This is a genomic window from Phascolarctobacterium sp. (assembly GCF_030531065.1).
Classification (GTDB): domain Bacteria; phylum Bacillota; class Negativicutes; order Acidaminococcales; family Acidaminococcaceae; genus Phascolarctobacterium_A.
This window is the reverse complement of the sequence record NZ_JAUNOQ010000017.1, coordinates 1-18,334: the sequence shown is the minus strand read 5'-3', so window position 1 is coordinate 18,334 and position 18,334 is coordinate 1. Positions and strand designations below refer to the sequence as shown.

Annotated in this window: 15 protein-coding genes, 1 riboswitch and 1 other annotated feature; of the genes, 1 reads left to right on the top strand and 14 read right to left on the bottom strand. The window is 51.1% G+C overall.

Annotation, left to right across the window (positions count from 1 at the left end; translation table 11 throughout):
- Positions 1–5: 5 nt before the first annotated feature.
- Positions 6–116: riboswitch (SAM riboswitch) on the bottom strand.
- A gap of 106 nt (positions 117–222) precedes the next feature.
- The 14 genes from coaBC to leuS form a co-directional block, all read right to left on the bottom strand.
- Positions 223–1,428: a bifunctional phosphopantothenoylcysteine decarboxylase/phosphopantothenate--cysteine ligase CoaBC gene (gene coaBC / locus Q4E64_RS10015; protein ID WP_303167762.1), complete on the bottom strand. Its 1,206-nt coding sequence runs from the start codon at positions 1,426–1,428 to the stop codon at positions 223–225.
- Positions 1,429–1,446: 18 nt separating this feature from the next.
- The gene (gene rpoZ, locus Q4E64_RS10010) at positions 1,447–1,641 is read right to left on the bottom strand and encodes a DNA-directed RNA polymerase subunit omega (RefSeq protein ID WP_368501567.1); all 195 of its coding nucleotides are present in this window, start codon (positions 1,639–1,641) and stop codon (positions 1,447–1,449) included.
- A 7-nt stretch (positions 1,642–1,648) separates the two neighbouring features.
- Positions 1,649–2,302, bottom strand: coding sequence for a guanylate kinase (gene gmk, locus Q4E64_RS10005; RefSeq protein WP_368501569.1), 654 nt, complete (start codon positions 2,300–2,302; stop codon positions 1,649–1,651).
- 10 nt (positions 2,303–2,312) lie between these two features.
- On the bottom strand, positions 2,313–2,573 hold the full coding sequence (remA, locus tag Q4E64_RS10000) for an extracellular matrix/biofilm regulator RemA (protein WP_293729657.1): 261 nt from the start codon (positions 2,571–2,573) through the stop codon (positions 2,313–2,315).
- A 40-nt stretch (positions 2,574–2,613) separates the two neighbouring features.
- Positions 2,614–3,513 (bottom strand): YicC/YloC family endoribonuclease, encoded by a 900-nt coding sequence (locus Q4E64_RS09995; protein WP_303167760.1) that lies wholly within the window; start codon positions 3,511–3,513, stop codon positions 2,614–2,616.
- Between the two features lie 257 nt (positions 3,514–3,770).
- Complete coding sequence (locus Q4E64_RS09990) at positions 3,771–6,242, bottom strand: autotransporter outer membrane beta-barrel domain-containing protein (protein WP_303167759.1); 2,472 nt, start codon at positions 6,240–6,242, stop codon at positions 3,771–3,773.
- A gap of 187 nt (positions 6,243–6,429) precedes the next feature.
- Complete coding sequence (locus Q4E64_RS09985; RefSeq protein ID WP_303167757.1) at positions 6,430–6,804, bottom strand: hypothetical protein; 375 nt, start codon at positions 6,802–6,804, stop codon at positions 6,430–6,432.
- A 257-nt stretch (positions 6,805–7,061) separates the two neighbouring features.
- Positions 7,062–8,969, bottom strand: a complete 1,908-nt coding sequence (locus tag Q4E64_RS09980; RefSeq protein WP_303167756.1) for a glutamine synthetase — start codon at positions 8,967–8,969, stop codon at positions 7,062–7,064.
- Positions 8,970–9,156: 187 nt separating this feature from the next.
- Entirely contained in the window at positions 9,157–10,197 is a 1,041-nt protein-coding gene (holA, locus tag Q4E64_RS09975; protein WP_303167755.1) for a DNA polymerase III subunit delta, read from the bottom strand.
- Positions 10,188–10,496, bottom strand: coding sequence for a helix-turn-helix domain-containing protein (locus Q4E64_RS09970; protein WP_303167754.1), 309 nt, complete (start codon positions 10,494–10,496; stop codon positions 10,188–10,190). The genes holA and Q4E64_RS09970 overlap by 10 nt, the downstream gene beginning before the upstream one ends.
- The gene (locus Q4E64_RS09965) at positions 10,480–10,851 is read right to left on the bottom strand and encodes a type II toxin-antitoxin system RelE/ParE family toxin (RefSeq protein WP_303167753.1); all 372 of its coding nucleotides are present in this window, start codon (positions 10,849–10,851) and stop codon (positions 10,480–10,482) included. The genes Q4E64_RS09970 and Q4E64_RS09965 overlap by 17 nt, the downstream gene beginning before the upstream one ends.
- Positions 10,852–10,871: 20 nt before the next feature.
- The gene (locus Q4E64_RS09960; RefSeq protein WP_303167752.1) at positions 10,872–13,172 is read right to left on the bottom strand and encodes a DNA internalization-related competence protein ComEC/Rec2; all 2,301 of its coding nucleotides are present in this window, start codon (positions 13,170–13,172) and stop codon (positions 10,872–10,874) included.
- A gap of 11 nt (positions 13,173–13,183) precedes the next feature.
- On the bottom strand, positions 13,184–13,789 hold the full coding sequence (locus Q4E64_RS09955) for a ComEA family DNA-binding protein (protein ID WP_303167751.1): 606 nt from the start codon (positions 13,787–13,789) through the stop codon (positions 13,184–13,186).
- 156 nt (positions 13,790–13,945) lie between these two features.
- Positions 13,946–16,435 carry a leucine--tRNA ligase gene (gene leuS, locus Q4E64_RS09950; protein WP_303167750.1) on the bottom strand — a complete coding sequence of 830 codons (2,490 nt, stop codon included), beginning with the start codon at positions 16,433–16,435 and terminating at the stop codon, positions 13,946–13,948.
- A gap of 67 nt (positions 16,436–16,502) precedes the next feature.
- Positions 16,503–16,700 (bottom strand) — a binding site (T-box leader).
- Between the two features lie 246 nt (positions 16,701–16,946).
- Here leuS and Q4E64_RS09945 point away from each other — a divergent pair.
- On the top strand, positions 16,947–18,143 hold the full coding sequence (locus Q4E64_RS09945) for a pyridoxal phosphate-dependent aminotransferase (RefSeq protein WP_303167748.1): 1,197 nt from the start codon (positions 16,947–16,949) through the stop codon (positions 18,141–18,143).
- Positions 18,144–18,334 lie beyond the last annotated feature (191 nt).

Genomic DNA, 18,334 nt, shown 5'->3' with positions numbered 1-18,334 from the left:
AAGCATCCTCATCTCACAGCTAAAGTGCTGCCGGACTTAGCACCGTTTACAGATTTCAACCTGCAATGGTTGCTGCGGCTTCACAGGGCCAGTCCCTCCACCGCTCTTGATGAGTAATATTAACTTATTACGTTGATTAGTATAATACATCTCGCTGTTAATAGCAAGAGCTTTCCTGCAAATTCACAAGAATTACACAAGAAAAATTTTAAGAAATATTTTTTACCTGCTCTTCCTGATTTTCAACGCTTCGTCCAGAATGCAGTTGGCGACGTCCGTCTTGGGCATCTGCTCCAGTGAGCGCACCTCGCCGTCGGCAAAAAGAAACTTTACGATATTCGTATCGGCGTTAAAGCCCGCGCCCGCAGCCGTAACGTCGTTAGCGACAATCATATCCAGATTTTTCTTCACGACCTTTTCCCTGGCGTTCGCCAAAAGATTCTGCGTTTCGGCGGCGAAGCCCACCAGCACCTGATGGGTTTTCATCCCGCCCAGTGTTTTCAAAATGTCCGGGTTCTTATCCATCACTACGGTCAAAGCGTCGTCCGTTTTCTTTTTTATTTTCTGGTCCGCCACGTCGTGCGGCCGGTAGTCGGCCACGGCGGCCGCCTTGATTACGATATCCATATCGTCGTAAGCGGCAAGGCAGGCCTCCAGCATCTCGTTAGTCGTTTCCACTTTAACAGCGCGCACGTTGGCCGGAATCGCCAAAGCCGAAGGCCCGCTGACCAGCAGCACCTCCGCGCCGCGCTCGGCAGCCATCTGCGCCACGGCATAGCCCATTTTGCCGCTGGAACGGTTGCCCACGAAACGCACCGGGTCGATGGGCTCGCGTGTGCCCGCGGCCGTCACTAAAACTTTAAGCCCGCGCAAATCGCCTTCGCGGCGAGCGAAAAAGCCATTGACAAATTCCACAATCTGCTGCGGTTCTGGCAAACGCCCCGCGCCGCTCGTACCGCAGGCCAGCTTGCCCACGGCCGGAGGCATCACGGTCACGCCCCGCGCCTTTAACTTCGCGATATTTTCCTGCGTAGCCGGGTTCTCGTACATTCCCGTATTCATCGCCGGGCAAACAATAATGGGAGCCTGCGCCGCCAGCAGCGTCGTACTCAGCAAATCGTCCGCCAGGCCGTAAGCCATCTTCGCCAAAATATTGGCGGTAGCGGGCGCCACTAAAAAAGCGTCGGCCCAATTAGCCAGAGCGATGTGCTCCACATTAAATTCCTGATTGCCGCTCCACATGGATACGGCCACCTGATTGCCGCTGATTTCCTTAAAGGTCAGCGGGGTAACAAACTGCTGGGCGTGTTCCGTCATCACCACGCGCACCTGGCAGCCCTGCTTGCGCAGACGGCTGACCAAATCCACCGCTTTATAAACGGCAATGCCGCCGGTAACGCCTAAAACTATTTTTTTACCCTTCAACAAGGCTTCGTCCTCCCGCTATTACACGTTCTTAGTGCGCTCGTAAGTAATGGTATCGTCGGCAATCTCCTTCAAAGCCGTGCTGACTTCCTTCTCCGGCGCGTTTAACTCCGGCTTCGTCAGCTCGCGCGCTCTTTTCGCAGCCAAAATAACTAAAGTATATTTGCTGTCCACCTTTTCAGCCAAATAGTCGATGGACGGATCTACCATAGACATAAATCATTCACTCCTTCATGCTTGTATCGGCTTTGCCCTTGCAAATTTTATCTACAATAAAATACGTTCTCGCCACGCGATAGCGCTCCGCTTCCATAATCGTCAGCACCTTCTGCGCCGCCTTTTCGGCAATATCGTTCACGATGATATAATCGTATTCCGCAGCGTAAGTCAGCTCGCTGGCCGCCGAAGCCATACGCCGCTGAATAACGTCCTCGCTGTCGGTGCCGCGTTTGTAAATACGGGCGGACAGCTCGTCCAAAGACGGCGGTACGATAAAAACGAATACGCCCTCCGGAAAGCGTTTTTTAATCTGCAACGCGCCCTGAATATCTATTTCCAGCAGCACATCGCGGCCGCTTTGCAGCTGCTCCATAACATATTGGCGCGGCGTACCGTAATAATTGCCGTACACCTCGGCATATTCCAAAAGCTCGCCGCGTGCAATCATTTCCTTGACCTGGGGTACGGTCTTAAAAAAATAATTTACGCCGTCCACCTCGCCGTTGCGGGGCTGACGCGTCGTCACCGAAATAGAATAGCCCAAATCCGGCAGCTTCTCGCGCAGCATCTGGCAAATCGTGCCCTTGCCCGCTCCCGAAGGCCCGGAAACAACCAGCAGCACGCCCTTAGGCGTGACGCCTTCCTTTTGCTTTCCCATTACCATCGTTTTACTCCTCATCCTCTACATCGTTTTGAGCCAGGCGGTTAGCCACTGTTTCCGGCTGCACGGCGGACAGCATAATATGCCCGCTGTCGGCAACCACCACAGCGCGGGTACGGCGGCCGTAAGTAGCGTCGATCAGCAAGCCCTTATCGCGCGCCTCCTGAATAATGCGCTTAATGGGCGCGGATTCCGGGCTGATGATAGCAATGATGCGGTTGGCGGCGACTACGTTGCCAAAGCCAATATTGATAAGCTTAATATCCATACTAACCTCCCTCTTCCGATTACGCGGCAGCTTGCCCGCTTTATTCGATATTCTGCACCTGCTCGCGGATTTTTTCAATCTCGGCCTTAATTTCCACCACAAGCTGCGCCAAAGTATAATCGTTGGCCTTGGACGCGATGGTATTGGCCTCGCGGTTGAATTCCTGAATCAAAAAGTCCAGCTTGCGCCCCACCGGCTGGTCGGAAGCGAGAATCAGCTTGAACTGCTTGATATGGCTCTTCAAGCGCACAATTTCCTCCGTAATGCTGGTGCGGTCGGCGAAAATAGCCACCTCCTGCAGCAAGCGCTCCGGTTCCACCGTCACGTTATGCTCCGCTAAAAGATTATTCAGGCGCTCCGAAAGCTTATTCTGATATTCCTCCACCACCATGGGCGAACGCGCCTCGATCAGAGCCAGCTTTTCGGCAATCAAATCGGCGCGGTAAATAAAATCGCCGTAAATATTTCCGCCCTCGGCCTCGCGCATGGCCACCAAATTATCCACGGCCTGACGCAAAGCCAGCTCCACCTTGGGCCACACGCTCTCCACGTCAAAAAAGCCTTCCTTAACATTGATAACGTCCTGGCAGCGGGCGATGTATAAAATTTCCGCAGCGGCGTTAATGCCCGTTTCCGCAGCGCCGACAGCCTCGCCCACCTCCCGCAAAGCGTTGTGGTACGCGGCGGCTAAATTCTTATCCACCTTCAGCGTGCAGTTGCCGCTGGCGGTATAATCGGCGTTAATAAAAACGTCGATGCGTCCGCGGCTTATAGTTTTCAAAATTGTTTTGCGAATGCGGTCCTCCAACGGATTCAAAAACCGCGGCAGCCGAATCGCAACCTCGTTATAACGATGGTTTACGGCTTTCATTTCCACGGTAATAGAAAAATTATCGTCCTCGTATTCGCCGCGGCCAAAGCCGGTCATACTTTTTAACACAAAGCTCCTCCTAACCCCGCTGAGCGGCGTATTGCGTGTACATTCAAAAGATAAGCATCCTTAACAAATCTTATCTTGAAAAAATATTATATCATATCTTGCCGCAGATTTCAGCTATTTTGTGGAACTGTGCCGCGCAGATTTAGAAAAATAAGTTTAAAAGTAAAGCAGGCAGTACCTTCTTAAATACTGCCTGCTTTAGAATTTTTATTTTCTGCCGCCTTGCCTCACTTGTAAAGCAAACGGCAGGTTTACATTTAGAAACTCCAGCGCACGCCGGCGTTCCATTGCCACGGCGTTGCCACGTCGCCGCCGTAAGTTTTTTCTACGTCAAAGTATAAGTGGCTTGCTTCGCTCAGGTTGATGTTCGTGCCTACGCCGACCTCCCACCAGCCGCCGCCGAGGTCTTGCTCAAAGCGTTTGTTCTGTATGCCATAGCTGTAACGCACGTCCGTCTCGCCGTCGAAATCGTACAGGTACGACGCGCGCAGGTACACGTTGCCCTTGCCTTGCGCCAAATTTTTGCCTAAAGCGAAGCCCAATCGGCCTACCACGCTGTCCATGCCCTCCTGCCGCACTCTGACGCCGTTATTCGTAAGATACTCGCCGCTGCTTACTCTGCCGTAAGTCAGCTCTACCTGCGGCTCAATCCACAAGCCGCTCTTTTGCGTAAAGCGCTTGCCGTATTCCGCGCTCAGGCTGTAGCCGTTGGTATCAAAGTCCCCTTTGCCCGCGCCGCCGTATACTTCATAGTCATGCTCCAGACGCGCGTAGCGGGCGATTAAATCAATAAAGCTGCCGTCGTCGTTCAGGCGGCTGCCGTAAACGGCCAGACCCTTGTGCTTGTTTTCGCCCTTGCCGTAACTAAAGCTGCTTTCCGCGTCCGTATAGGTCAGCGCCGCGCCCACGGTCCAGCGCTTATCAACGCTCAATTTTTCATCGTAGCCTAATTGATAAGCGTTATACTGATTTTTAATATTTTGGTTGCCATACTTAGCTTCGCCGCGCGTCATGCGCACCCATACGCCGTGCTCGCCCGCGCTGTCGCGCAGCTCGCCCAGGCGCTTGTTCATGTCGTTATTTTCCTGACGCCAGGTCATGAGCGCGATGCTCGCCATCTCGCTGATGCCCTCGTTAGCGGGGTTGACGCCTTCCTTCACGCTGGAGGTAATAATTTTATTATTAGCGTCGGTCATAGCTTCCGTCGGGCCTAAAATTTTGCCTGCCGGGGACGCAACTTTTCTACCCTGGTCGCCGCTTTGCTCGTTAATCGACGCGGCGTAAGCTAAAGATTGCAGCCCTGCTTCAATGTTGTCGGAAGCAAAGCTGTCGGTGATATCGCTGTTGCCGTTAATCGTTATTCCGCTGCCGTTCATTTTGTCAATTACTACTTGGTTGGGCGTCAGCGAAGCCACATTGATTTTTAAATCATTGCCGGTAAACTCCGTTACGTTAATTTGTTCTTCCTTATCGGATTGCAAATTAAAAGTCAAACTTTCGCCGCTCATGGCCTTTGCGGTCAAAGAACCGCCGTCGCTGGTAACAGCGCCGCTGTCGGCCATAGCAAGAGATTCAGTTTCAAAAGTTGCGTCGTCAGCTAAAGCAACGGATTCTACATCGCTAACTGCACCCGCGGCCGTTAATTCTGCATCAGCTCCCACTCCAACATTTTTCAATACATATGCTTCTTGCTTCAAGTTAAAATTACCATCTGCTAGAACATTAAGATTGTCCACCATAAAAGTTTCTTTGCTGGATTTATCGCTGGTCGCAAAAGTATCGTCGTAGCCGTTAGCAACATTTAAAGTTTCGACGGCAACGATGCCGGTATTATTCAAAGTGCTCTCAATGGTAAGCTCCTTGATTTTTTCACCGGCTCCGTTTTTAGCAATAACGCCGTATATATTGTTTTTTTGTAAATATGTATCAAGCTTTTCACCCTTATTTTCAATAATCCCGTCGCCGCTAATAACGGCGCTATCTCCATCAAACAGCAACTGCCCGTAATTGTTAAGCGTATTACTTTCGTTTACAACCAATTTATCATGCACAATCACTTTGGCAGGGCCATATTTTATTTCAGCTCCTGTGCCATCTATTTTAGCACCTATATTACTTGTTGCGTTTTTACCACTAACAACTAATTCATCTACTTCTATAGACGCAGCATTTTCCCCATAGTTTAAACTATTAACATAAAAGACATTAAAACTATCTGTAGTGAGTTTCTGTGTTTTAATATCGCCATAAGCTTCAATACTTGATGCCTGTATTTGCTCATCAACAGTCAGTAGAGTTTTCTTTTCATCCCTCTTTGACCCAACAGTCAATTCCCCACTAACGCTCAATTTATTGAGATTTTCATTTGCATTAGCTCCTACTAATGCCTCTTCCCCGCTGATGTGAAAATCCCCAATAACTTTTAACTCTCCGCTAGTAACATACATCTTGTCATAATTCATAATAAGACCAGTTATCGTTTCAGTTCCATTGTAAATAAACGTACCATGATTACTTAAATCGGAAGCCAGCTTATGATTAACAGTTAATGAACCAAAATTATCTACACGAGGATCACCATAACCAACAAGTTTCCCATCAGATTCTAAAGTCCCGATTTCTGCTGTTCCATAATTATTAAGTTTACCTCTATTGCCATTGATAAAAATTTTAGCGTTAGCGGCGTTAAGAGTAGCATTAGTATTGTCTCTAGTACCGTTATTAAACATTTCTGTTGTTACCGTAACGCCGTCGCTTATATTTATAATACTACCAGATATATTCGTTAAGGCTTCTCCACTCGGCTCTTCTTCTCTATTTTTAAAAATTGTATCGCCAGTAATATTTAAAACAGCGCCTTCATCGTTATACGTCCATCCGACTAAAGTACCGCCGCCAATAGTTGTTGTCCCCTCATTAATAAAGCGAATAGTGCTGCGGCCAATTTTTCTCGTACTTAGCACCTGCAAGTTGCAAATTTTTGACTTCTAAAATTCCCCCATTATTATAAACGCTTCCAGCAGATAAAGTGCCCACGCCTGTTATAGTTCCTTCATTTACAACACCCAAAAGAATTTTATTGTAAGGAAATGTACTATCCACTTTTAAATCATAGCTATTGCCTTGTATATTTCCGCTCTTCTCAACCAACAAGCCGTCGCTGTATGTAGTTTCATTTCCCAAAGTAACGATATTATTTATTTTCGTCTCTGCCCACGCGCCGCACGGCATCGCCAACAGCAACCCCAAGGTTATAGCTTTCGCTAAAATTTGTTTTCGTTTCATATCCATTCAACCCTTTCCTCATAAAAATTTTTATGTGTGCGGCCTGCAGCAGCGCATACTGCGCAAACCAAAACTCACGCATCAAAATCCCAAATTATTTGGGGAAATAATTGCGCCCCCTTTGTTGTATTTTATTGTATCATACTTGTACCCCCCCGCAAGACCTTATCATTTGTAATTTTTCCGCCAAACAAAAAAGCTGACAAGAAAGTTTTAGCTTTCTCATCAGCTTTTGTTTTACTTATTCATTTGGCAAATGAAAGTCAGTCAATAATATTTTGTTTGTAATCGTGATAGAGAACCTTCAGCTCCTCCACCGCTTTGGCCATTTCAATCTTCAAAGCGGAAGCCGTATCGTAATCTTCGGAAGCGATAGCCTTACGGATGCTGGTAAACAGGCTCTTTTCTTCAAAGGAATCCTTAGCCAGCTTCGCGCGCAGCGCCTGAATTTTATGCCACAGCGCCAAATCGCAGTCGGTGCAGCTTTCCGGGTCGTGCAGCTTTTTCATTTCGACAACCGCTAAATAATTTTCCGGAATCAAGCGGGTCAGCAGCTCCGTTTTCCAGCGGGTCAAAGCGCCCTGCTTAAAGGATTCGATATATTCCTTCTTCAAGATGCCGCCTTGAGTAAGCACGTCCACCTTTTCGGGATATTTATCAAAGGCGCAGAGATTTTCCCAAACCGTAGCGGGAGGCTCGCCGAATAATCTGCTGCGTTCTTCCGCAGTGAAATCTTCAAAAACGTCGTCCTCAGTGCGGTACTGACGGTCGGTATCCAGATAGAAGCCGGGCTCGCCTGCTTTCTTGGAAATTTCCTTCTCCAGCGCTTTCAAATCCTTGCCGGATTCCACGCAGGCCTTAATGCCGTCCAGGCAGGACAGGTAGAAGGCTGCCAAAGCGATATAAGTATTGGTGTAGGGATTCGGCGAACGCATCTCGATGCGGGTGGCCTTATCGTTATCCAGGTCGCGGATTAAGCCCGCCAGAATCGTTCTGTTGCGGGACGGATTTTCCGGGCTCATGCCCAAGCTGGTAACGATACAGACCGGCGCTTCAAAGCCGGGTTTCAAGCGGTTCAGCGAATCGATAGTGCAGGAAATAAAGGGATTGGTAACCTCGTAATTTTTCAGCAGGCCCATCAACGCGCCGTAGCCGATAGCGGACAAAAAGTCCTCGTGCATATTCTTGGGCGAAAACAGGTTGACGAATTTGCCGTTCTTCATTTTTGCGGCCATGCCCACATGCGTATGCTCGCCGCTGCCTGCCACGCCGGGAATCGGCTTAGCCTGGAAGGAAACCTCCAAGCCGTTCATGCGGAATACTTCTTTTACAATGATACGCGCCAGCAATTCGTTATCGCCGGTCTGTACGCCGCTGGCAAACTTCCAGTCCACCTCCAGCTGCTCCATAACGTGGGTCATGTGACCGGCTGCGTCGATCTGGCCCTTAACGCCGCCGCATTCCTTGTGCCCCATTTCCGGCTCCAGGCCGTAAAGGTCCAAGGTTTCCACGGTTTGTTCCAAAGCTGTGCGCACATTGCCGCGGGTGCGCTGCCAGTATTGCTCCTGCATCATTTGAGAAGAGGACAGCGCTTCGATGGGAGCGTCCTCGCGCGGAGATTTTACCCAAAATTCCAGCTCGGTAGCGCTGGTGAAAACAAGCTTTTCAATTTCAGCCGGATCAACGTGCTCCAAGCCGGGAATCACCGGATGCTTTTTAAAGAGCTCCATGATTTCGCTTTCCACATAATCCAGCGTATTTTTCAAAATAGAACGGGAATCTACAAAATTGCCGTTGTGCAACAAATAGCAGGGAATGCGCAACGTGCCGATCATTTTGCCGTTAGCCGCGTCAAAATGCTCATAATTATAATCTACAAACCAATTAACGGATTTATCTACTACCAGATCTACGCGGGCGTTATTCAGCGTGGCGATGCCCGTCAACACTACGGAAGAACCGTCGGTCTGTGCGGCGCTGCCCTCCAAAAAGCTGCGCATATCTTCCAGAAAAACCTTCATGGGAATTTTTTCATCCGTATCATTACCGGCAAAATCCACGCCCATCAAGGAAACAAATTTTATTTCCGGATGCTGAAGCAAAAGCTCGCGCAAGGCTTCTTCGGTTTGCTGTGCAGGTTTAATAACATACAGTAAATCTTTGTTGTTCATGATTGTGTGCAGCGTCAATGACGGCTGCTCTCCTTTCTCAATACTCCCTAATTGCCCAGAAAAACGAAAAAGACTTTTTTAAGAACAGGGACACTAATCCCCGACCTAAAAAAGTCTTCGTTGACTGTTCACAGCTATTATAACAAGTTCTTACGTCTTTGTCCAGCTTTTGTTTGCTGCCCAAGGCTCAGCCAATGAGGCACAGCAAAATTTCCTCCAGGCGCTCGTAGCCGCGGCCTCCACGACGCAAATCGATATTCAGCTGCGTTAAATCCAGCAGCGCTTGCTGCAAGGACTCCGGCTGAAAACGGCGGCACTGCTCCTGCATTTTTTTGGCGGCGTACGGATGCAGCTTGAGCTCCGCCGTAGCTCCCTTCAAATCGTAGCCATGCTGCCGCAGCTCCATAAATTGCAGCATCTGTCGCAGCTTAAACATGATTAAGGCACAGATGGGCAAAATATTGCCGCCCTTCTTGCGTTCGTCCGCCAAAAGCCGCAGCGCCTCCGGCAGCTTGCGGTCGCAGATAAAATTCAGCAGCGCAAAGCTGGAGGTCTCCGGCAAAGCGGAAAAAATTTCCTCCACGTCCGCCTTCGTCCACGTTTTACGCTCGCCTGCGTAAACGGCCAGCTTAGCGATTTCCTGCTGCAACAGCTGCAAAGGAGCGCGCTCCACCGGCGCCAGATATTCCAGCACCGTACCCACGGCGTCCCGCTCCCAGCGCGCGCCGTACTGCTCCGCCTGCCGCTCCAGCCACGGAGCCAAATCATAAGGGCGCAGGCTGGCGCATTCGCACAGCAGCGCCTGCTTTTTCAGCAGCTTGAACAGCTTGGTACGCTTATCCAGCTTGCTGGCGCAAATCAGCACCGTACAATATTCCGGTACGTCGCTTAAAATATCCGCCAGCTTATCCAGCTGCTGCTTTTTGCTGTCGCTGTCCTGCTTGCCGCCCCACAGCTTTTCATCCTTCAAAATCACCAGCGAACGGCCGCAAAAGAACGGATAGGTATTGACCACAGCAGCCATCTGCCGCAGGTCGGTATCCTTATCAAAAATTGTGATTTCCCTGTCAGCCTCGTCGATACCGGCAAAAATAAAGGCGGGCGCCGCCGCGGCAATTTGACTGCGGTAATAATCCTCCTCGCCGTAAACGGCAATTATGCCGCTCAAGTCGGGCAGCGGCTTGCCCTGCTGTAATCTGAATAATAATTCCTCCGGCTTTATTTCCATGACGGCACCTCGGCGTCAATGGGAACAATCGCCAGCTTTTTCCCCAGCGGGACTAAAATTTTTATCAGCGTGCTGATACTAGGGATAGAAGTACCACGCTCCAAACGCGCGATTACCGGCTGCTTAACGCCGCTCAATTCCTCCAACTGCTTTTGCGTAATATTTTGCTCATGCCGCGCTTTAATAAATTCGCCAATCAAAGCCACCCGCAAATCGCATTCCGCTATTTCTTCCGGCGTATACAATTCTGCGCGTACCTGCTGCCACTCGCTGCCCACAGAGCTATACTCTTTCGTCATTTTTACCGCTCCTCTCACAAAAATCCTTAAATGCGTTCTGCGCCTTTTCTATTTCTCTTTTTGGAGTTTTCTGCGTTGTTTTCATAAAATAATGCAGCAGCACAAAGCTATTGCCAGTCCATGCGGCAAATAATACTCTGTCGCGCAATGGCCGCAGCTCCCAAATATTTCCTGCCAAATGTTTTATGTAAGGCTCGCATAATTCCAAACCATATTCGCTTAACGCGCTGATGTACTCATTGTACTTATTTAATTTTATTCTGCTATCCTTGTCTTTTCTCTTGCTGAGCTGTACAAGGTAGTTTTTTACCGGCTGTTTGCCCTTGCGGTCTTGATAAAATATTATTTTATACACGTTTCCTCCTATATTATAACTCATAAGTTATTATTCTGCAATCTTCTGAACGCTTTCCCGTCATACGCCCAGCAGCGCAGTTCCTCCGCGAACTCTATCTTAATGCAGCCCATAGCGTCCGTGCGTAGTACGCGGCTGCCCGCCGCCCGCAAGCGTTCCATAGTTTCTGCATGCGGATGGCCGTAGCGATTGCCGCGGCCGCAGGAAATTACCGTTACTAAAGGCTGTACCTGCTGCAAAAATTCGGCGCTGCTGCTGTATTTTGAACCGTGATGCCCGGCCTTCAGCACCGTATAGCAGCCCAATGCCAAATTTTGCTCCCGTTCCTCGCCCATATCGCCCGTCAGCAGCAAACTGCCGTAAGGGCTGAAAAGTTCCGCCAGCGTACTGGCTTCGTTGCCGACAACTTGCTCCGCAGGCACGGCCAGGCGCAGCAAGCTATCCTCAAACTGCCAGCTGCGCCCCTGCCTAGCTAAAGATATTTTGCCTGCACCCGCCGCCGCGATTATTTTTTGACGAATCGCGGCGCTTGCTTCCGTCAGCCGTTCCTGAGGTAAAACAATTTCTTTAACCGGCATTTGCCGCAAAAGTCCTGCCGCGCCGCCTGCGTGGTCAAAATCGTAATGGCTGACGATAAGTAAATCGATTGCGCTAAACCCCAAACTACGCAAAAACGGCGCGACTATTTTAGCGCCCGTATCGATCCCGCTCAAGCCGCCGGTATCGTACACCGCTACTTTACGCGACGGCGTAACGACGACGACGCAATCTCCCTGCCCCACGTCCAGAAAATACGCCGCCAAAGGACGCGGCCCATACTGCTGCCACAGCAGCGCGCCGCTTAAAAGTAAAACACAGCCTGTCATCAAGCAGCGCCTTTCCCAATTGCGCAAAAATTGCAGGCAGGGCCAATCGGCCCACACCGCTAACAAGCCATAATAAATAACGGCGCACCACAGCGGCAGCGCCCCCACCGTCAGTACGCTGCCGGGCAGGCAGCTCAGCCACGCGCCCTGGGTCAGCGCCTGGCGCACTAAAAAACCGGCCGCCGCTAATAAATAATCGCCCAAGGGCAGCGCGCATCCTGCCAGCCCCAGCAAAGCCGCCAGCTCCAAAAGCGGCACCAGCACAATATTGCTGACCAGAGAAATCACCGAAAGCTGATGAAAATAACCTACAATGAATGGCAGTACGCCCAGCTGCGCCGCCAAGGTCACGGCCGCGCCTTCGCTGATAACAGTCGGCAGCCAGGCAGGCAAGCAGCGCCGGCAGGCCGGCAGCAGCCACACCAGGCCCGCCGCCGCGCCGAAGGAAAGCTGAAAGCCAATATCCGCAAGCCACACCGGCTTGAACAGCAGCAAGCTCATCGCCGTCAAACACAACAAGCGTCCCCGTTCGGCCCCCGCGCCGCCGAACAGCACAACAGTACTCATGAGCAACGCCCGCAGCACCGGCGGCCTGCCGCCGCACAAAGCTGCGTAAGCGCACAGCAGCAGCACCAACAGCAGCCTGCGCCACTTAAGCGGCAGCGGTTTGAGTAACGCGGACAGCAGGCTGGCCAGCAGCACTAAATGAGTTCCGGAAACCGACAGCAAATGCGCTAACCCGTTAGCAATAAAAACTTCTCGCGTTTCATCGTCCAAGCGACCGCTGCCGCCCAAAAGCATACCGCCTAGCACCGCTCCCGCTTCGCCGCCCGCACCCCGCTCCAAACGGCGGCACAAGCGCAAATTCAGCAGCTCCAGCTTATCGCGCCACCCGGCTTCTTCCTGCGCGGCCAGCAACTTTGCGTTTTTCAGCCTGCCGCCCAAGCCGTTGACCCGATGATACTGCTCGCTGTCGAAAGCGCCGGGATTGCGAAAACCCGTCAAAGGCTCCAGCTGCCCGGCCAGCGTCAGCCTGCCGCACTCCGGCAGGATTTCCTTTTGCCGCACACCGACCCGCAGGCGTCCGCGGTAAGGACGCAGCTCCGCGCCAAGCCGCAGCTGTTCGCACTGCAAAATAAAGCTTTGATAGCCGGTGTCCTGCCGCAGGCTTAAAGGCTCCAGTTTGCCGTAAGCCACCGCCTGCCGTCCCCAAAGCTGCTCCAGCTGCTGCGCCGCGCTGAGTTCTACGCGGCAGCCGTTGCCCCAGCCCAACAACAGCAGGCTCAGGCACACGCACAAGCCGCGCCGCCATCCGTCCGTCAGCCGCACGCCTAACGCCAGCGCCGCCGCGGCCGCGCCTGACAAAAGCGGCCACGAGGCGAAGGCAGCGGCGGGCTGCAGGCCCAGCCACAAGCCCAGCATAAAGCAAACCATTCCTGCATAAATAAACTGCATCGCCGTCCTCCTTAATCTGCCTCGACTAAATCGCGCAGCCGTTCCAGCTTCGCCTTACCAATGCCCTTAACCTGCAGCAAGTCCTCCACTTTTGTAAAACGTTTTTTCTGCCGCCGCTCCACAATGCGCCGGGCCATCGCGGGGCCGACGCCGGGCAGCGCGTCCAGTTCTTCAACCGTAGCCGTGTTCAAATTTATGCGCCCGCCGCTGACGTAATTTTTTTCAACGCGCACTCCTGTTGAAAAATCCCCGCCGCGACCCGACGAAATTTTCCCGGCCGCAGCCTTCAGCGCCGGTACGTTGACCTGATTGCCGTCCTTCAGCTTTTTCGCCAAATTCACCTTTTCCATATTGGCGTCCTCCCGCAGTCCGCCTGCTGCCTCCACCGCCTGCCAGGCCCGCGAACCTACGGGCAGGTCGTACAGTCCCGGCTCCAGCACCGCTCCGCTGACATAAATTTTTATTTTCGTTTGTTTAAGCTCGCCGTCAGTATGGGGCGGCAGCGGCGCAGGCAACGGCTCTTTATTCCCTTGCGCCCACTCGGCAACCGCGCTGGTCAGCAAGCAGCCCAGCAATAAAATTCCTAACAGCATCAACTTCTTTTGCTTATTATCCACAGTAAAAACCTCCCTCTAAATATTCCTGAAAAACAAAAAGAGTCCCTAAGAATAACGTAAGTTATTCTCAGAGACTCTGAAAATGTAAGCGTTATTTTGGCACTACTAATTGTCAAAACCTACTTATTCGATTATCAAAGAAACATTATGGACAGCTTATTTAGCTACGATATTTACCAGACGCCCCGGTACGCAGATGACCTTGCGCACAGTCGCGCCGCCGATATGAGCCTGCACGTTGGCGTCGGCTAAAGCGATTTGCTCCAGCTCCTCCTTCGTAGCGGCTGCGGGAACGGTCAGACGGCCGCGCACCTTGCCGTTAACCTGCAGAACGATTTCCACATTGTCAACCTTCAAAGCGTCCTCGCTGTATTCCGGCCAGCTTTGGTCGTGTACGCTGGTATTTTCATTCACAGCGCCGCGCCACAGTTCTTCGGTAATGTGAGGAACGAAGGGGCTCAGCATTTTAATCAGATCGGTAATAGATTCGTAAACTAAACCGGCGTTGGGCTCCTGCTTAGCGTCCTTATAAGCATACAGAGCGTTGACCAGCTCCATCAGCGTGGAAATGGCGGTGTTGAAATTGAAACGGGTCTCGATATCGCTGGTTACTTTCTTAATGCTGCTGTGCAGCACGCGGCGCAGCTCCTTGTCCGCTTCGGTCAGCGCTGCCGCGTCATAGCCAGTAAGCTTTTGCTCCATCTGCGGCATATAGTTGAGAACGATACGCCAGATACGGTTCAGGAAACGGAAGGAACCCTCCACGCCTTGGTCGCTCCATTCCAGCTCTCTTTCCGGCGGAGCGGCGAACAGGATAAAGAGGCGGGCGGTATCGGCGCCGTATTTTTCCAAAATTTCTTCCGGAGAAACTACGTTGCCTAAGGATTTGCTCATTTTCGCGCCGTCCTTAATTACCATGCCCTGGGTCAGCAAATTGCTGAAAGGCTCGTCGTAATCCACCAGGCCTGCGTCGCGCAGCACCTTGAGGAAGAAGCGGGAGTAGAGCAGATGCAGGATAGCGTGCTCGATGCCACCGATATATTGGTCTACCGGTCCCCAGTACATATTAACGTCCTTAGCGAAGGGCAGCTCCGTATTTTTCGGGTCGGTATAGCGCAGATAATACCACGAAGAGCACAGGAAGGTGTCCATGGTATCGGTTTCGCGGGTAGCGTCAGCGCCGCACTTCGGGCACTTGCAGTGAACAAAGCTTTCAGAAGTTGCCAGCGGAGATTTTGCTCCGGCGGTAAAGCTTACGTCCTCCGGCAGACGCACGGGCAGCTCTTCTTCCGGCACCAGCACCTCGCCGCAGTGCGGGCAGTAGATGATGGGAATGGGCGCGCCCCAATAACGCTGACGGCTGATGAGCCAATCGCGCAGACGGTAGTTGACGCGGCGTTTGCCGAAGCCTTCCGCTTCCGCCTTATCCATAATCGCAGCCATTGCCTTGTGCATTTCCATACCGGTGAATTCGCCGGAATTTACCAGCATGCCTTCTTTTTCTTCATAAGCATGGGTCATTTCTTCCAGCTTTAATTCCTTGCCTACCGGGCAAAGAGTAACGATCTTTTCAATGCCGTATTTATCGGCGAACATCCAGTCGCGCTGGTCGCCCGTAGGCACGCCCATAACCGCGCCGGTGCCGTAATCGTACAGCACGTAGTTAGTTACCCAAATCTCTACCTTGCGCCCGGTGAAGGGGTTAATGCAATATACGCCGGTAAAGATGCCCTCTTTTTCAGACTCGCTGGAGGTACGCTCGATCTCGGACTGATTGCGCACGCGCTCGCAGAAAGCTTTAATTTCTTCTGCCTTAGGATTATTTTCACAAATCTTATGAATCAGCGGATGCTCGGCAGCCAAAGCCATAAAGGTTACGCCGTAAGAGGTATCGGGACGGGTGGTGTAAACCGCAACTTTGTCATGCAAAGCCGGGATTTCAAATTCAAATTCCAAGCCCTCGCTGCGGCCAATCCAATTGCGCTGCATGGTCTTAACGCGCTCCGGCCAGCCGGTCAGCAAATCCAAATCTTTCAGCAGCTCGTCGGCGTAATCGGTAATTTTAAAGAACCATTGGCTCAAATCCTTTTTAACTACCTCGTGGTCGCAGCGCCAGCATTTGCCGTCGATAACCTGCTCGTTAGCCAGCACCGTATTACAGGTATCGCACCAGTTTACGGCGGATTCTTTCTTGACAGCCAGGCCGCGCTTATAGAAAAGCTCAAAGAACCATTGGGTCCATTTATAATAATCTTCCTTGCAGGTAGTTACCTCGCGGTCCCAATCGTAGGACAGGCCCAAAGCCTTTTGCTGGCGGGTCATATTGGCGATATTGTCCAGCGTCCATTTTTTCGGCGGAATACCGTGCTTAATAGCGGCGTTTTCGGCAGGCATACCGAAGGAGTCCCAGCCCATGGGGTGCAGCACGTTAAAGCCCTTCATAGTGCGGAAGCGTGCTACTACGTCGCCGATGGAATAATTGCGCACATGGCCCATGTGCAGATTGCCGGACGGATACGGAAACATTTCCAGCACATAGGATTTCGGCTTGCTCTTATCCATTTCTACCTTAAAGGTTTTATTATCCTCCCAATATTTTTGCCATTTGCTCTCTATCTCATGAGGAGCATATTTTTCTTGCAGCATTTCATTACCTCCAACAAAATTTTTGGCCGAAAGAAAACAAAAATCCCCGACCCTAAAATACAATAAGGTCAGGGACGAAAAATCTTCGCGGTACCACCCTGATTGCGGCATTGCCGCCACTCCATTAGCCTTAACGCAGCGTCACGTCCGCACATTTCCTTGCGGCTTCTTCACGGTGAGTTCATCTTCGTCGTTTACCGGCTCGCATCGCCCGCCGGCTTTCTGAAAAACGCTTACGACTACTAATCCGCTTCGCAGAATTTTGCAAAATTATCTTTAATATTATATAACGCGGCGTGGCAAAAGTCAAACCGCCGCGCTCATTTTTGTTCAAGCTTTTACAAAAATCTGCGCGCGCGCAGGCCATATTGCATGTATACAATATAATATGCCGCTCCGGCGCCGTATGCAAAGCTTCTATGGTATAATAAAAAAGTATTTTACAGTCAGCCGCGCTTATCCCATGGCCGCCGACGTATGCTAAATTTTAAAACAAAGGAGCCAATGTTATATGAAACTTTCCGCACGTGTTCAAAGCCTTACTTCATCTCCCATCAGAAAGCTTTCCCCTTATGCCGACGCAGCCAAAGCCGCAGGCAAAAAGGTTTATCATCTTAATATCGGCCAACCCGACATCAAAACTCCGGCGCAATTTATGGACAGCATCCGCGCTTACCAGGCGCCCGTTATCGCCTACAGTAATTCCAAGGGCGAAATGTTCTTGCTGAAAGCAATTCAGAAATATTATGCAGAAAAGGGCATGAATTTTGCCATCGACGATATTTTTATCACCAACGGCGGCAGCGAAGCGCTGATTATGGCGGTCATGGCGCTGTGCGACCCCGACGATGAAATTATGGTGTTCGAGCCTTTCTACGCTAATTACACCACCTTCTGCAAGGAATTCGGCGCTAAAATCAACGCCGTGCCTACCAGCGTAACCAACGGTTATCACCTGCCCAGCGAAGAAGAAATCGAAAAGCATATTACGCCAAAAACCAAAGCTATCTTGCTGACCAATCCCGGCAATCCCACAGGCGTAGTTTACACGCCAGAAGAACAGGACATGATTTCCCGCATCGTCCGTAAATATGATTTGGCGCTGATTGCCGACGAAGTGTACCGCGAATTTGTTTACGACGGCGCATACCGCAGCTTCGGCACGATGCCGGAACTGGAAAATAATTTAATCATTATCGATTCCGTTTCCAAGCGCTACAGCGCCTGCGGCGCGCGCATCGGCTGCATCATCAGCAAAAATAAAGATTTAAGCAAGCAAATTATTAAATGCTGCCAGGCGCGCCTGTGCAGCCCCATTCTGGAGCAGGTCGGCGCAGCCGCGCTTTACACCACGCCCGCTACTTATCTGGAAGAAGTCAACAAAGAATATAAAAAACGCCGCGACACCATCGTCGCAGCTTTGGCAAAATTGCCCGGCGTTATGGCCTCCGACCCTAAAGGCGCTTTCTACATTATGGTCAGCCTGCCCGTCGACGACGCCGAAAAATTTGCTATCTGGACTCTGGAAAATTTTGCCATCGATAACGAAACCATAATGTTCGCTCCCGGCAACGGTTTCTATAATACGCCCGGTAGCGGCGTGAACGAAGCCCGCTTGGCCTACGTACTCAAATCCGAAGATTTGGAACGCGCCATCTATATTCTGGGCGAAGCTCTTAAAGCCTATCCCGGCCGCGTAGAAAGATAAGCAACAGAAAATAATATTCGTAAAAAAGAGTTAGGCAAACGTGAGCCTAACTCTTTTGCTGTATTTACGTTAAATTATTTAATGCTGTTCAAAAGCTCTGCCAGCGCGGCGAATCGTCAGCCAGGCCTGCGCCCTTGTCGGCAGATGTCTGCGCATATAAAAACAGCACCATGCTCAAGCATGGTGCTGTT